Genomic DNA, 15479 nt, shown 5'->3' on the forward strand with positions numbered 1-15479 from the left:
ATGGAAATCATCGGCACTATCGCGGATAAACACCGTCTGCTGTCCTTACCGCAACCGTTTCATCCTTTAATAAGTGTCGTGAGGGTGGCGGACGTTCGTGCGGTGGACGATCCCATCTGGCAACGCTTTGCACTGAATTTTTATTGCATCGCCCTTAAACGGAATGTCAAGAGCAAAATGCAGTACGGTCAGCAGCGATACGATCATGATAAAGGGATACTGACCTTTATAGCCCCTAAACAGGTATTATCCCTAAATGGCCCGCCGGTTTATGAAACAGGTGAGGATGCCGGTTACGCTTTGTTTTTTAATGCTGAATTCCTGCACGATCACCCGCTGGCATCGAAGATCAGAACCTACGGTTTCTTTTCTTACATGACCAGCGAGGCATTGCATTTATCAGAAAAGGAGGAAAAATGTATTGGTGAGATCTTTTTGAAGATAGAGGAGGAGTTACAGCAGTCAGATCAGCACTCGAAGGATGTTATTCTTGCGCAGATAGAACTGATACTGAGTTACAGTAAACGCTATTATGAAAGGCAATTTATTAGTCGCAAGACAGTCAGCCATGCTATTCTCACCAAAATTGAGCAGTTGATGAATGACTACTTCGACGGGAAAGAAGCTTTAAATAACGGGATACCTACGGTCGAATATTTAGCGGTCAGGCTTAACCTTTCACCCCACTATTTCAGTGATGTGCTGAGGTCGCTGACTGGCGAGAGCGCACTGCATCATATTCAGGAAAAGCTGGTTGATAAAGCGAAGGAGTATTTGTCTGTAACCGACCTGACCGTTTCGGAAATTGCCTACAAGTTAGGATTTAAACATCCGCAATCGCTCAGCAAGCTGTTCAGAAGAAAGACGAATATTTCTCCCTTAGTGTTCCGCAGGAACTTAATTACTTTGACGCGTACTAAACCTACGGGATAAATTCAGGATCCGTTGATCTTATCATAAAATTGTAAATATTGGATAGATACTTGTAGGTATTTAGGTAAATGCCTAAATTTGTTTTATGAAATTGTTAGAGGTAATTAAATCATTGTCTAATCAAACGCGTTTGGATATCCTTACTTGGTTAAAAGACCCCTTTGCTTATTTTCCGGCAGAGGAGTTGGTTGATTACTCACCGTCATTAGGTGTTTGTGTTTCTGATATTGCTAAAAAAGCAAAAATGTCTGTTCCTACGGTTTCAGTTTATCTTAAAAACATGGCGGCAGCGGATATTTTAGTGGCAACAAGAAAAGATCAATGGACCTATTATAAACGTAATGAGGACGCGATACAGGAATTAGCGGAGTTGATCAAAGAAAAATTATAAAAAAAATTAACGAATAACTTAGAGTTTTACCTAAATAGCTAAATACAAAAAACAATGAAAGCAGCAGTTTTAAAAGAGTTCGGCTCGGTTGAAAAATTTGAGATATTAGATGTACCAACCCCAAAACCGGGATTTGACGAAGTATTGGTAAAAGTAATGGCTACATCAATTAATCCGCTGGATTTTCAGGTGCGTAGGGGAGATTATAAAAATGAATTGCAACTGCCGGTGATTACCGGGCATGATGTGTCAGGCGTGATTGTTGAGATCGGCTCAGGCGTAAAAAATTACAAAGTAGGTGATGAGGTGTATTACACACCCGAAATTTTTAACGGGAACGGCAGCTATGCTGAATATCATGTGGCCAAAGAATACATAATTGGTATCAAACCGAAAAATGTAAGCCATTTAGAGGCCGCTACATTTCCTTTGGCTGCAGGTACCGCCTGGGAAATGCTTTATACCAGGGCACAACTTAAGATCAATCAAACGATATTGATACATGGTGGTGCAGGTGGGGTAGGTATACCCGCTATTCAACTGGCCAAGGCTATAGGTGCCATTGTTTATACCACAGCAAGAGGCGTTCATCATGAATTTTTAAAAGGATTAGGAGCTGACTATGTGATTGATTATGAAAAGGAAAATTATGTAGACGCGATCCTGGAACTGACAGATAATAAAGGCGTGGATGTAGTGATCGATACCATAGGCGGTAACACTCTTGCCGATAGCGGTAAGATATTAAGCCAAATGGGACAGGTGGTAACAATAGTTGATATTGATAAGCCTCAAAACCTGATACACGCATGGGGGAAAAATGCCACCTACCATTTTGTATTTACCAGACAGAACAGAAATAAATTGGACGAACTTACTAAGCTGATAGAGACCGGAAAGCTGAAACCGGTGGTAAACAAAATTTTCCCGTTGGCTGAGATTGGTAAGGCCCACAGGCTGCTTGAATTTAAGGATGGCGACAAAAATTTTTATGGTAAGATTGGAATACGGATCGGCAATTACAACATTGATTAGAAAAGTTTTAATGGAAAAATAATGTGGTTAATAAAGCTGGCCGATGGAGCACAGTTGGAGATGAAACCGAGATATTTGTATGATTGATTGTTTAGACTGAATCGGCTTCTTAGTACAATTTATCCTATTGTAGTTAAATTTTAATAAAATGGGTTCGAACGCTGTACCCTTATCAACCCAAAACGCCCTTCATGAAAATGAAGGGCGTTTTTTTAGCCGCTTTTTTGTTATCTATTTCAGGTCGTTGGTGTTTTCTGCTAATTATATTTAACTCTTCTAATCCGTCTGCTTTCAAGATAAAGGTTAATATTCTTAGACATCAATAAGTTAACAATAAACCATACATTATAAATTGTGATTATTAACGGTAACCAGTCAAACCAACTGTTTAGCTCAATAGACCGAAATTTTTTTGCGAATTCTAAAACTGAGTAAACAAACATAAACAGCAACATCCATTTAGCAAATCTATATCCGTTTATAGTGAATATGGTAAGAATGGTACTAAGTGAAAGACGAAAAATTTGGGCTGGTAATCTATCATGACCAATTCTATAATTATATATGAATATAATGCATGAACTGATAACTATTGCTACAGTGCACATTGCAACTAATTCAATTTGTCCCTTTTTAATATTGTCCAACGTATTGTAATATTATTAGGTTAAAGATAAATAAATATCAGCAGGAAAGATCTTCGCATAGAGTGGTTGATTATTAAATGTATCAAACAGTATGGAAGTAAATAGTATTATACTGCGGGTAGCTAAAAAAGTGTGTCGGGCAGTTATACAAAATATACACTTGCATCCACAAAAAAGGCGGAAAGATCTAATAGTCTTTCCGCCTTTTTTTTAGAAATCGTATCCCGTTTTTACAATGTCCACTCAGGGCGTTCAAAGTGGCAGGTATAACCAAAAGGATGTTTTTGCAGGTAATCCTGGTGTTCTTCCTCAGCATCCCAAAAATCACCGGCGGGTACTACTTCAGTAACAAACTTTCCGGGCCATTTGCCTGATGCTTCCAACTCGCTGATCAATGTCGTTGCGGTTTCTTTTTGCTTTTCATCAACAAAAAATATGGCCGAACGGTAAGATGTTCCGATATCATTACCCTGGCGGTTACGCGTTGTAGGGTCATGTATCTGAAAAAAGTATTCCAGCAAATTTCTGTATGATAAAACCTCCGGATCAAAAGTAATGGCAATGCCTTCGGCATGAGTGCCATGATTGCGGTAGGTTGCGTTAGGCACATCCCCGCCCGTATAACCAACCACGGTGTTTTTAACGCCCGGCAATTGCCTGATCAGTTCTTCAACACCCCAAAAGCAACCGCCGGCCAATATAGCTTTTTCAATGCTCATATAATTTTATTTAGTATCAGGTTTAGTTCAACTGTCGTGCCATATTATTTTTGTCAGGCCTGTTTTGTTTATACCTAAGGTCCTTATTTAATTCGTTAATGGTTTAATGGTTGTTTACGCCATCTTGTCGGGTTTTACTGACTGTATACCATATTGTCATTTTAAAATAAAATAGATGTACAACAGCATCCATTGCTCACTGTTTATCGTTTATACAAGTAGCAAAGCATATACAAAGCTTTGCATACTTATCTGATACAAAAACTGATTATGAGATTAACTATCATTTTATTACTCCTTGCCATAGGCTTAGGTGTATCGGCCCAAAATATAAAGGGTGACAAGGGGCATGAAAATAACCCATACTACTCCAATACTGACACCAAAAAGCTAAAGGTTAGTAATGCGCAGTGGAAAAAAATACTCCCGACGGAGTTATATAAAGTGGCCCGCGAGGCTGCTACCGAACGCGCGTTTACCGGCAAGTACTGGAATGCCACAGCCAAGGGTACTTATTATTGTGCGGTTTGCGGCAATAAGCTGTTCCGCTCGGATGCCAAGTTTGCAAGCGAGTGTGGCTGGCCAAGTTTTTTTGAACCGGTACGAAAAAACAGCGTTATTTATTTGACCGATAATTCACTGGGTATGGAGCGCACCGAGGTAAAGTGTGCACGTTGCGATTCGCACCTTGGGCACATTTTTGATGACGGCCCGCCGCCAACACATAAACGCTATTGCATGAACTCCGTATCGCTGGAGTTTCAGCCTGACAGCGGAATTTAACATCGTTTTATAGTTTGACTGATTGGTTGTGTTTTGCAGGAGAAAATTATATCTTGCCGCAACCAATTGAAAAACTATGCTAAAAAAGCTCATGCTTGTGCTGGGGCTGTGCCCCTTGCTGCTTAATGCGCAAACTCCTGTAACTTTTTCCGGCTTTAATAAATCCGGATCTGCAAAAGCTGTTGTAAATAACAACATACTTACTGTTAGCTGGCCCGTGGGCAGCAATGAAAACGGGCAACTGTTGCTTGACCTCGACCAAGGTAAGCCCTTGTTTAAAAGCATGCAGATAAGTAAAAACAAGGTGTATAAGGCCGTTGCCACTAATTTAAACCCTGCTTTTGTGCTCACGGTTGGTAAGCGTGACCTGGTATCACAAAACGGGTGGAATATTTTTTTTGACAAGGTACCGCAAAAGCCGCATCAATCATACCCGGTTAAGTTTGAAAAGGGCAGGGTAAATATAAGCACTGCAGGCTCACGCACGGTGGTAAAGGTAGGTAAGGTAACTGCCGAGAAATTCAATGGCACGCTCGAAATAACGTTATTTAACGGTTCGCCGCTCGTAAATATAGCTGCGGTAATGTCAACACCGGTCGACTCGACCGCTATTTTATATGATGCCGGCCTGGTAAGCCAAACACCATCATGGAAAAACCTTGCCTGGGCATCAACCGATGGGCAGCTCCAAACAGCGGTTGCTAACATTGGCGAGGCCAGCCGTAACCTTGCCGTTAAGTATCGTACTATTTTGGCGCAGCAGAACAGCGGCAGCCTGGCCGTGTTTCCGGCACCACATCAATATTTTTATCCGCTGGATGAAGCTTTTAACTTAAAATTTGTTTGGTATGGTAATAATTACCGTGATATGCTGCACGGCTATGGCCTTGGCATAAGGCAGGAGCTGGAGGGCGATAAGCGTTTTGTGCCCTGGTTTAACGCTCCGCCTAATACACAACAACGCTTAAATTTTTTCTGCCTGTTAAGTGCCGGTTCGCCGGGTGATGCGCTGGCGGAGGTGAAAAAATTTACTCACAATGATGTATATCCCAAAGTAGCAGGTTATAAAACACTGTCAAGCCATTTTCATAATGAGTTTATAATGAGTGTGGTACGTAATGGTAAGCCCGTGCCTGATAGTCCGAATTTTGTTAAAGTATTTAAAAATACAGGCATTGATATTATTCATTTGGCTGAGTTTCATTATACCGCGCATCCTAAGGGCCCTGATAGCCTGCGCCTGCCGGAGTTAAAAGCCTTGCATGATATATGCGCCCGTTTCTCAAACAATAAGTTTTTGCTGCTGCCGGGCGAGGAGCCTAACGAATTTTTGGGTGGCCATTGGTTGTCATTTTTTCCTAAACCGGTATATTGGGTAATGTCGCGCAAGCCGGATCAGCCCTTTGTAAGCGAGGTGGCAGGCTATGGCAAGGTTTATCACATTGGCGATAAAGAGGACATGCTTAAACTGATGGAAGCGGAGAACGGCCTGATGTGGACTGCTCACCCACGCACAAAAGGTTCAACCGGTTATCCTGATAAATACAAGGATGAAAAATTCTTTCAGTCCGATCATTTTATGGGCGGTGCCTGGAAGCATATTCCGGCCGACCTGTCTAAGCCGCGCTTTGGCGACCGTGTATTTGAGTTACTGGATGATATGAACAACTGGGGACTGAAAAAGCATATTATTGCCGAAGCCGATCTGTTTACCGTGGAGCCCGAAAATGAGATGTATGCCCACCTCAACGTTAATTATTTAAAGATGGATAAACTGCCCGACTACAAGCAGGGCTGGCAACCCGTATTGAATGCTATTAAGGGAGGGCATTTTTTTACATCCACGGGCGAGATCATGCTGCCTGTTTTTAATGTGAATGGCAAGCAATCCGGCGAAACATTAAAGCTGCCTGCAAATGGAAAAGCAACCGTGAACGCGCAAATAAACTGGACCTTTCCGCTAAGTTTCGCGGAGATTATATCCGGAGATGGCAAAAAGGTATACCGCCATCGTATCGAATTGAATAGTACGCAGGCTTTTGGTAGCAAACAGTTTAGCTGGCCGGTAGATTTGAAAGGCCGCAAATGGGTAAGGTTTGAAGTTTGGGATGCTGCCGTGAACGGTGCGTTTACGCAAACTATTTATTTGCAGTAGGTATTTAACTATTTAATAACATTCGGCATTCATCAAATAAAACCCGCGCTGATAATTTTGCCTGATATTGATAACCATCTATCATGCAAAGGCGATCTGTATTAAAAACTATCGGCGCGGCATTAATCGCGCCTTCAATAACCTTAGCTGCTCCAAGCCCGTCGCGCAAGCGGGTGTTGCGCGTTGCCCATTTAACCGATGTTCACCTTAAAAATGACCTTGGTGCACCGGCCAAGTTTGTTAAGTGTTTGCACCATGTGCAGCAGCAAACTCCCCGGGTGGATATGATATTAAACGGTGGCGATATCGTGTTTGACATGAACAAGGAGAACATGGACACCATCAATACCCAGTGGAAGCTGTACAAAGATGTATTGAAAAACGATTGCAGCCTGCCTGTAACCTACTGCCTGGGTAATCATGATATTTGGTGGGCGGAGAATAATAAAGGGCAGGCCATATACGGCAAACAATACTCGCTCGATCAGTTACATTTAAGCAAGCCGTATTACAGCATGGTAAAAAGCGGCTGGAAATTCATTATATTGGACAGCGTTAATTTGGATATTGACGGTACCTGGTACATTGGCAAACTGGGCGATGTGCAGTTTAGCTGGCTGGAACAGGAGCTGAAAAACACCGATCCTGGTATGCCGGTGCTCATCATGTCGCACATACCCATACTCACCGCTACCAATTTGATAGAGGATGATATTGTAAACCGCTGGCAAATGTATGGCGGCGATATGCATACCGATGTTTCAAAGATCATCAAGCTGTTTTACCGGCATCCAAATGTTAAACTATGCCTTAGCGGCCACATCCATTTGCGCGAACGCCTGGAGTATAACAACGTAACCTACATTTGCGATGGCGCGGTAAGCGGTGCCTGGTGGAACGGTAACCGCCGCGAAACTGCACCGGGCTACGGCCTGATCGATTTGTATAATGATGGAAGTTTTGATGAACGTTACGTAAACTATCTATCATAAAAAAAACCAGGATGGCGGTTCTTCTGAAATCATCATCCTGGTTTAAAATAGGGGTGTTTATTTTTTTAATCAGCCCGCTGCCGTACGGCCAACATAAATATTTTTGGCTTTGTAATATGTATTGGTTGTTGGCCCGTTTGATCCGGATGAACCTTCCATCTGCAGGTTAATGATAATCCACATAGGTTTACCTACAAAATTGCCGCGATGCACCGCCTTCCACACCCCGTCAAGATAGTAATGAATATCAACCTCGGTGGCGTTTACTTTTGTTATCCATGCGCGGTAAGTATGCCAGTTACCTGGTGATGGTACGTTAACCAGCGTTGATGATACATCACTCGGTGTACGGAAGGTATTGAACCAGTTCTGCGTATCGCCCTTAAATTCAAGTATATCGCTTTCGGGTGGCCATGAGTTTACTGCGGTTAGCCAGAATGCGGGCCATGTTCCGGGTGATGAAGGTGCCTGAAAATCACCTTTAACCTCATAGTTAGGGTACTGATCGTTAATTAATACCTGATGCTTTGCATGTATCGCGCCCGAATGGTAGCGAATAGGCAGGTGTGGTACAGACGAACTTACACCCTCATCCCAGTTAATACGCGTGGCCAGCAAAGTAAGTTCGCCATTAGTTAACGATACATGGTTATGATCTGTAGGGCTGCCATACATACGTGCTGTGCCGTTATGGTCTGCCCCCCAGGGATACAGGTAATTCCATTGTGCCTCAAATGCTGTATAATCAGCAAAACTCGAATTGTCGATCACAGTTTGCCAGGTATCAGCGGCGCGTTTTTCTTTTTCCGTTGGGTCAGGCCCTGATTTGGCCCGTTTTTGGGCGGCATCTTTTTTACACGAAAATAAAAATACCAATGCCGTTAACGCCAGGCACAGGCGAAGGTTTCTGTGTTTCATAATGTAGAGGATTAGGAAATTAATAATTAGTTAAATCCAATTTATACAGATATTTAATTAGTTAAAAGGGGCTAATGAGCAAATAAACAGGGGTATATTTAATATTAGCATAATTGTATAACGTATTTTACTAACCGCATTTGGTTTAAGCAGGCTTGGCGGCTTAAATTTACCGCATGGAATTTTTTGGTAAAGTAGCGGTACGCGCATGGGTGTATGGTATTGCATTAATGTTTACAGTATCTACCGCCTTCGCGCAGCTTACTCCCTTTGAAAAAAGCAGCGATAAAAATTACACGGCTACGTATGCCGAGGTAGTAACCTACTATAACGCGCTGGCTAAGCAATATCCAAAGCAATTGCGCTTGCTTAACTATGGTACAACTGATGTGGGCAAACCACTCACATTAGTGGTGCTTTCAAAAAGCGGAGTGTTTGATCCGGCAACTATAAAAAAGCAAAACAAACGTGTGCTGTTCATTAACAATGGCATCCATCCCGGTGAGCCGGAGGGTATTGATGCCAGCATGATGTTAACGCGCGATCTGCTCAAAAGCAATCAACTACCTAATGATGTGGTGCTGTGTTTTATCGCCTTATATAATATTGACGGGAGCCTGAACAGGGGCGTATCGCGCATCAGCCAAAACGGGCCGCGGGCGTATGGCTTCAGGGGCAATTACCGTAACCTCGATCTTAACCGTGATTTTATTAAGGCCGATAGCCGCAACGCGCTGGCTTTTATGCAGATATTCAATACCTGGCAGCCCGAGGTATTGTTGGATAATCATGCAAGTAACGGTGCTGATTACCAGTATGTAATGACGTTGATTGAAACGCAGAAGGATAAGCAGAACCCCGTACTGGCCAACTATACCTCAAAAACGCTTTCGCCTGAATTGTATAAGCGCATGGCCGCGGGTTGCTTTGAGATGACACCTTATGTAGAAAGCATGAAGGAAACGCCCGACTCGGGTATTGTGGCTTTTTTGGAAACACCGCGCTTTTCAACCGGTTATGGCGCGCAGCATAATGTGATCAGTTATATGACCGAAACGCACATGCTGAAACCTTATGACAAAAAGGTATATGCCACCTATACTTTTATGCAAAGCCTGATAGCTATTTGCCAGCGCGATGCCAAAAAGATAGGAGAGCTGAAACGACAGGCTGATACCGATGTTGCTAAGCAGCAAAGCTTTGTGCTTAACTGGGCTCTTGATGCTGAAAAATTTGACATGATAACTTTTAAAGGTTTTGAGGCAAGCCACAAACCCAGCGATATCAGCGGCTTGCCAAGGCTTTATTACGACAGGAGCAAGCCTTTTACTAAACAGATAAAATACTATAACACCTACAAAGCTATTACTACGGTAAATAAACCGGCAGCTTACATTATTCCGCAGGCCTGGGGTAAAATAATTGAGTTGTTTAAACTGAACAAGGTGGTTATGCAGCAGTTGCAGCATGATACCACACTTGCCGTACAAACCTATTATATAGCTGATTACAAAACACGCACCAAACCTTACGAGGGGCATTACCTGCATTATGATGTAGCGTTAAAAACGGTTGATAATAACATGGTTAAGTTTTACAAGGGCGATTACCTGATTTATACCGATCAGCCGGTTAACCGTTATATTGTTGAAACGCTGGAACCACAGGGCGTGGATTCATTTTTTGCCTGGGGATTTTTTGATTCAATGCTGGGGCAAAAAGAGCATTTTTCTGATTATGTTTTTGAGGATATTGCTTTTGAATATCTGAAGACCCATCCTGATCTGCAACAAAAACTTGATTCGGCAAAAGCAACACAGCCTAAGTTAATGCAAAGTGCCGCCGCGCAGTTGGAATTCATTTACCAAAACTCGCCTTTTTTTGAACAAACTTACCTGCGTTACCCGGTAGGGCGGCTGTTAAAATCAGTAAAAAAATAAGTATTAAACGCTGCTCTGTCAGCCGTGTATAAAATTCCCTGCAATGTGTGTATAAATTACACTTCGGTGTTTAACTTCGCAGGCGATACGATTAGTTTTTTGCCTGTAAAATTTAGTGGCACACTTTTCGTTGTTATTTTGATATAGCAAACAAACATGACGAAACTTTTTATCGTGGGTATTCCCCGCGACATGGACGAGGCCGAGCTTACTGAAATATGCCACCAGTATGGCCATGTAGCTTCTGTTAAGATAATTACCGATATGGAGAGCGGACAAAGCAAAGGCTATGGCTTTATCAATATGGTTGATGAGCTGAGCGCTACCGCAGTAATCAAAGCGCTTGATGGCGGTACTATTGACGACCGCACCATCAGCGTACGCCTTGCCGACAGGCAGCAACCCGTACAGCAATCGCAGCCGCAGGTAAGGCGTAAGCCCGTGCGCCCGGCAGGCTATGCGGTATCCGCCGTGTCCGAACGCAGGGGCAAACGCCCGAGAAAAGCTTCCTGATCTAATTTATTGGTTCGGTAACCTGCCCAATACCGGCAACCACTTCGCGCCACTCATTAAGTTCAGGCACGCCGGGTTTGCGTTTACCAAACATTTGCAATATCATATCGCCATTCTCGTCATACAATTCAATCGAGTTTACGTCGCTATCTGTTGATGGTTTAATAACATGCCAGGTTTCGGCAATGGCATCCATGCGCAGGTGCAAATTAAATTCCGGATCGAGCACATTATACCAAGGGCCCATCTCAACCAGCTTGTTAATATTGCCGGTGTGGATTTGTATGCACCCATGATTGGGCACAAATATCATCACCGGAACATTTCCTTCAGAACACAGCTCACATGCCTTTCTGAAATTATCAGCATTAAGTTTTCGGGCAAAACCTTCGGGGGCAAGTCGCAGTGCCTGCGTGCGTGATAGGTTGAACCTTTTAAGCAGGCCGAAAAATTCATGGCTGTCATTCATACCTTTCCATGCGGTTTGAAAATCGGCTGTCTGTACCGCATCATCGGGCATCTCCGTATTGGGTTTGCTTTCTTTAGCAGTTACATTTATGGTTTGTACTGCTGCATCGGTAAAATCATTTAACAGGCTTTGATAGGCATCATTGTTACTTTTATCAGTAAGATAGATTTTGTGCAGGGCGGTGCCGTCCTTGTCAAAAAATTGCAGGCTGTGCCTGTCGTTCTCATTAACGGCAAAGCCAAACTGCCAGGCGTGCATAAACAGGCGCAGGTCAATATCCTCGCCCAAAACCAAGCCGGCGTGTGGGGTAAATGATATTTTTTCGTACACGCCTTTACGTTCGCTCACGCAATACTCGTTACGTGTAAGCGCCATTACATAACCCAGATCATGCACGCGTTTAAGCAGGTTTTCAAAGTCTTTTTTCAGCGGGGTGGCAGTTTCGCCAATACCGGTAGCTACCAGTTCAGCCTCGCTCACATTAAGATCAGTAGCTATTTCGCGGATGCGCTTCTTGGGGTTTTCGGCTTTGTATTCAGTGTACCGTTGTTTCAGGTTGTTTTGTGTTGTTTCCATATCCGTAGGGTTTAAAGTTTGTTGTTTATAGTTAAATACCACTTCACGCGGCATAATCATTTGTTTTAATGTTGATGGGTTGATCACAATATCGGCCTCAACCTCAAAAATTTCGTACACAGGCTTGGGCTGCAATATCTCCTGCGGCGTACCGTCATACCATTTACGGCCATTTTTTAGCATCAGCACACGGTCTGCGTAATGCGATGCCAGGTTCATGTCGTGCAGTACGCATACCACCATATGCCCTTTTTTCGCCATTGATTTTAGTATGGCCAGGGTTTGTTGCTGGTACAATATATCCATGCCGGTAACAGGCTCATCCATCAGCAACAATGCTTTTTTTTGTTCCCATAATTGTGCCAGCGACCGTGCTAACTGTACCCGCTGTTGCTCTCCGCCTGATAGGGTAAGGTATGATCGCCCTGCCATCAAAGTAATACCCGCCGCTTCCATTACTTCATTTACTATAGCTTCATCATTTATGGATGGCGAATTTTTAAAATAAGGATATCGCCCCATCATCACCAGTTCACCAACCGTAAAGGGCAGGCTCACATTGTTTTGCTGGTTAAGTACCGAACGGTGTTTGGCAAGCTCGGTTGTTGAATAGTCGCCAAGCGGTTTTCCGTTAAACACAATATGCCCTTTGCCCGGTTTGTGCATACCCGCCAGCATTTTAAGCAAGGTTGATTTACCGGCACCGTTGGCACCCAGCAAAGCGATCATCTCGCCCGGCCTTATACTGAATGATACATCACTCACCAGCGTTCGATGGCCTGCATAAAAGGATATGTTGTTTACCGTAAGCATTTGTTAAATAATGAGTTTACGTTTATCACGTATCAGTATATATAAAAATACCGGTGCGCCTATCAGTGCTGTTATTACACCAATAGGCAGCTCAATAGGGGCAATGATGGTGCGGGCTATCAAATCGGCAAGGGTTAACATCAAGGCTCCTAACAATGCCGATGCGGGCAGTACATGGGCATTATCAACCCCGATTATTAACCGAACGATATGGGGCACCAGTAATCCCACGAAGCTGATGATCCCGGTTAGCGAAACCGCTGACCCGACTGCCATGGTCGATAGCAATATCACACGCTTTTTTACCTTGTCAACATCAATGCCCAAATAACCTGCCTGTGCCTCGCCAAGCGAAAAGGCGTTCAATGCCTTGCCCGATAAGGGGAGCAGTATAACGGGTATCAATACGAAGGGCACCAGCGTAGTAATGGTTTGCCAGGTAGCGCCACCCAGGCTGCCGAGCATCCAGAAGGTAATGTTACGCAACTGCTGCTCGGTAGCAAGGTAAGTGATGAGGCCGGTTAAAGCCCCCGCTAAGGCGTTAATGGCAATGCCTGCCAGCAACATGGTAGTAATATTTGGCCGCCCCTCATGTTTTGATATATGGTAGATGATGAGCGCCGTAACCCCGGCTCCGGCAAAAGCGCCGAACGCCAGCAGGTAATAACCAATCAAATTGCTTAATCCGGCAAACACTACACCTTCAAGCCCGATAACGGCTACTGCCGCTAATGATGCCCCGGCAGATACGCCGATCAATCCCGGTTCGGCCAGCGGGTTACGGAATATGCCCTGTATAGATGCTCCCGAAATTCCAAGCGCTGCACCGGCCAGTAAGCCAAGTAACAGCCTTGGCAAACGCACAATGGTAATGATGGCCTCGTGCTGTAAATTCGCTTGCGGGGCATTCACACTAAAAATTTTGTTAAAAAGCAGCGTTGCTACCTCCACCGGCGGAATGCTAACCGCCCCCAGGCCTATAGATAATATACCCGATACCACGATACCTGTAATCACTAATGTATAAAAGAGTTTTTTATTCATCAGAGCTTACCGTGGAGTTGAAGTATAGCCTGATCCAGCCGTGTGCTGAAACCTACCATCAGGTTTGAATCCATTTGAACAATGCGTTTGTTTTTACCCGCGTTGGTTTGTGCCATACCCGGCATCTTTATAATACTTTCAGTACCGCCCAGGCTGCTAAAGCCAAAATCAAACATCAGTATAATATCCGGGTTAGCCTCCACAAGGGCCTCGGTAGTGTATGGTTTAAAATCATTAAAGCCCGATACCGCATTTTGGCCGCCTGCCAGGCTGATCATGGCATCAACACTGGTGTTTTTTCCGGCTACCATCATTACACCGGTACCGCGGGCGTAAACAAACAGTACCTTGCTTTTTTTAGGATGCTGTTTTACAAAGTTTATTGCCTTGTTTACCTTGGCTTGCAGGGTTTTAATAAGCGCCGCACCTTTTGCCTGCACTTGCAGTGCCGCGGCAACATCCTTTATTAACTGGTAAGTGCCCGCCGGTGAGTATACCTGCTTTATTTGTACCACCTTGATACCTGCGGCTGTTAGCTGATATTCAATTTCCTTATTCACGCTGCCCTCTGCTGCAAGCACAATATCCGGGCTGAATGATAACAGCCCCTCAGCCGATACCGAGCGGTTTTTACTTGCCTTTGGTAATTTTTGCACATAGGCAGGGTAGGTGCTTGTAACATCAACCGCTACAATATTTTTGCCCAGGCCAAGTGCATCCACCGTTTCGGTAAGGGTATTGTTTAGGGTGATGATGCGTTTTGGAGTTGCCGCTATGGCCGTTTGTAAGGTGGCCAGCAGCAGGCATATTATAATGATGTATTTTTTCATATTAAGGCTTAGTTGGCTTTATTTATGAACGCGTACCTGAAAGTATAATAACCGGGATCACCATCGCCATTTTTATAATAGTTCAACACCTCGATCTTAGCGTATTTTCCCGATGATGTTTTAACCACTATTATACGGCCCGGTGCCGGGTTAACGGTGTGGTTAGTCATGTCATATAAATACCAACCCTGCCCTGTGCCCGGTGGCACGGCCTTGGCTTGTGCCGAATCTTCAATATAACCATCGGCAGGCGCAGTTGTTACTTTATCAAACGCGGTGTTCTTTAATAGCTGCGCGGCGGTAGTGCCTTTGCCGCTGGTACCGCTGTTCACTAATATATTGGTGCGCTGTAACGCAATATCCCACACTGCCGACGCGGTATCAGTTCCGGTTACCTGTGTTCCGTTATCTATACTGAAGTAGACTTTTGATGTAGCCTGTAAGTCTTTTACAACTTTAATATCCTGCGCTTTGAGGCAGGTATTTGCAAAAAACAATAAACCTATTGTTAAGTACAGGCCATTATGCAAAGCCTTTATATTTGATTTCATGCCACAAACTAACCTCTTATTTATAAGCATTCCAAATAAGAGAGGGGCGGCTTACGGAATCAGGATTTAGCTACAGGCGTTTATCGGGTTGTTTTAAATGTGTTTACGAGAAATGTTAAATAATTGTATATCTGATTATTGTAAAGGATTTCAATGCTTTTAACACGATC

At 43.7% G+C, this 15479-nt stretch carries 14 protein-coding genes; 8 read left to right on the forward strand and 6 right to left on the reverse strand.

Annotation, left to right across the window (positions count from 1 at the left end):
* The 3 genes from LJ707_RS01105 (at position 1) to LJ707_RS01115 (ending at position 2359) form a co-directional block, all read left to right on the forward strand.
* A complete protein-coding gene (locus LJ707_RS01105; RefSeq protein ID WP_228948886.1) occupies positions 1 to 933 on the forward strand; it encodes an AraC family transcriptional regulator in 933 nt (310 codons plus the stop codon).
* Between the two features lie 85 nt (positions 934 to 1018).
* On the forward strand, positions 1019 to 1324 hold the full coding sequence (locus tag LJ707_RS01110) for a helix-turn-helix transcriptional regulator (RefSeq protein ID WP_228948887.1): 306 nt from the start codon (positions 1019 to 1021) through the stop codon (positions 1322 to 1324).
* A gap of 54 nt (positions 1325 to 1378) precedes the next feature.
* On the forward strand, positions 1379 to 2359 hold the full coding sequence (locus tag LJ707_RS01115; protein WP_228948888.1) for a zinc-dependent alcohol dehydrogenase family protein: 981 nt from the start codon (positions 1379 to 1381) through the stop codon (positions 2357 to 2359).
* Between the two features lie 877 nt (positions 2360 to 3236).
* Here LJ707_RS01115 and msrA read toward each other — a convergent pair.
* The gene (msrA, locus tag LJ707_RS01120; protein WP_228948889.1) at positions 3237 to 3725 is read right to left on the reverse strand and encodes a peptide-methionine (S)-S-oxide reductase MsrA; all 489 of its coding nucleotides are present in this window, start codon (positions 3723 to 3725) and stop codon (positions 3237 to 3239) included.
* 270 nt (positions 3726 to 3995) lie between these two features.
* Here msrA and msrB point away from each other — a divergent pair, with 270 nt between their 5' ends.
* The 3 genes from msrB to LJ707_RS01135 all read left to right on the forward strand — a co-directional run bounded on the left by msrB (position 3996) and on the right by LJ707_RS01135 (position 7655).
* Entirely contained in the window at positions 3996 to 4508 is a 513-nt protein-coding gene (gene msrB, locus LJ707_RS01125; protein WP_228948890.1) for a peptide-methionine (R)-S-oxide reductase MsrB, read from the forward strand.
* Between the two features lie 76 nt (positions 4509 to 4584).
* Positions 4585 to 6663: a hypothetical protein gene (locus LJ707_RS01130; RefSeq protein WP_228948891.1), complete on the forward strand. Its 2079-nt coding sequence runs from the start codon at positions 4585 to 4587 to the stop codon at positions 6661 to 6663.
* A gap of 83 nt (positions 6664 to 6746) precedes the next feature.
* The gene (locus LJ707_RS01135) at positions 6747 to 7655 is read left to right on the forward strand and encodes a metallophosphoesterase (RefSeq protein ID WP_228948892.1); all 909 of its coding nucleotides are present in this window, start codon (positions 6747 to 6749) and stop codon (positions 7653 to 7655) included.
* Positions 7656 to 7724: 69 nt separating this feature from the next.
* On the opposite strand, the gene LJ707_RS01140 is transcribed toward LJ707_RS01135, so the two are convergent.
* Positions 7725 to 8573: a family 16 glycosylhydrolase gene (locus LJ707_RS01140; RefSeq protein ID WP_228948893.1), complete on the reverse strand. Its 849-nt coding sequence runs from the start codon at positions 8571 to 8573 to the stop codon at positions 7725 to 7727.
* A 176-nt stretch (positions 8574 to 8749) separates the two neighbouring features.
* Between LJ707_RS01140 and LJ707_RS01145 the strand changes: the two genes are divergently transcribed.
* Together LJ707_RS01145 and LJ707_RS01150 are read left to right on the forward strand one after the other, a co-directional pair.
* Positions 8750 to 10513 carry a M14 family zinc carboxypeptidase gene (locus tag LJ707_RS01145; protein WP_228948894.1) on the forward strand — a complete coding sequence of 588 codons (1764 nt, stop codon included), beginning with the start codon at positions 8750 to 8752 and terminating at the stop codon, positions 10511 to 10513.
* 156 nt (positions 10514 to 10669) lie between these two features.
* Positions 10670 to 11026, forward strand: coding sequence for an RNA-binding protein (locus LJ707_RS01150; protein WP_228948895.1), 357 nt, complete (start codon positions 10670 to 10672; stop codon positions 11024 to 11026).
* Between the two features lies 1 nt (position 11027).
* On the opposite strand, the gene LJ707_RS01155 is transcribed toward LJ707_RS01150, so the two are convergent.
* The 4 genes from LJ707_RS01155 to LJ707_RS01170 are packed head-to-tail and all read right to left on the reverse strand — an operon-like array spanning position 11028 to position 15309.
* The gene (locus tag LJ707_RS01155) at positions 11028 to 12884 is read right to left on the reverse strand and encodes a heme ABC transporter ATP-binding protein (protein ID WP_228948896.1); all 1857 of its coding nucleotides are present in this window, start codon (positions 12882 to 12884) and stop codon (positions 11028 to 11030) included.
* Between the two features lie 3 nt (positions 12885 to 12887).
* Positions 12888 to 13928, reverse strand: a complete 1041-nt coding sequence (locus LJ707_RS01160; protein WP_228948897.1) for an iron ABC transporter permease — start codon at positions 13926 to 13928, stop codon at positions 12888 to 12890.
* A complete protein-coding gene (locus tag LJ707_RS01165; protein WP_228948898.1) occupies positions 13928 to 14758 on the reverse strand; it encodes a hemin ABC transporter substrate-binding protein in 831 nt (276 codons plus the stop codon). Before LJ707_RS01165 ends, LJ707_RS01160 begins: the two co-directional genes overlap by 1 nt.
* Positions 14759 to 14766: 8 nt before the next feature.
* Positions 14767 to 15309 carry an HmuY family protein gene (locus LJ707_RS01170; RefSeq protein ID WP_228948899.1) on the reverse strand — a complete coding sequence of 181 codons (543 nt, stop codon included), beginning with the start codon at positions 15307 to 15309 and terminating at the stop codon, positions 14767 to 14769.
* Positions 15310 to 15479: the final 170 nt, after the last annotated feature.

The organism is Mucilaginibacter sp. UR6-1 (assembly GCF_020880975.1).
Classification (GTDB): Bacteria; Bacteroidota; Bacteroidia; order Sphingobacteriales; family Sphingobacteriaceae; genus Mucilaginibacter.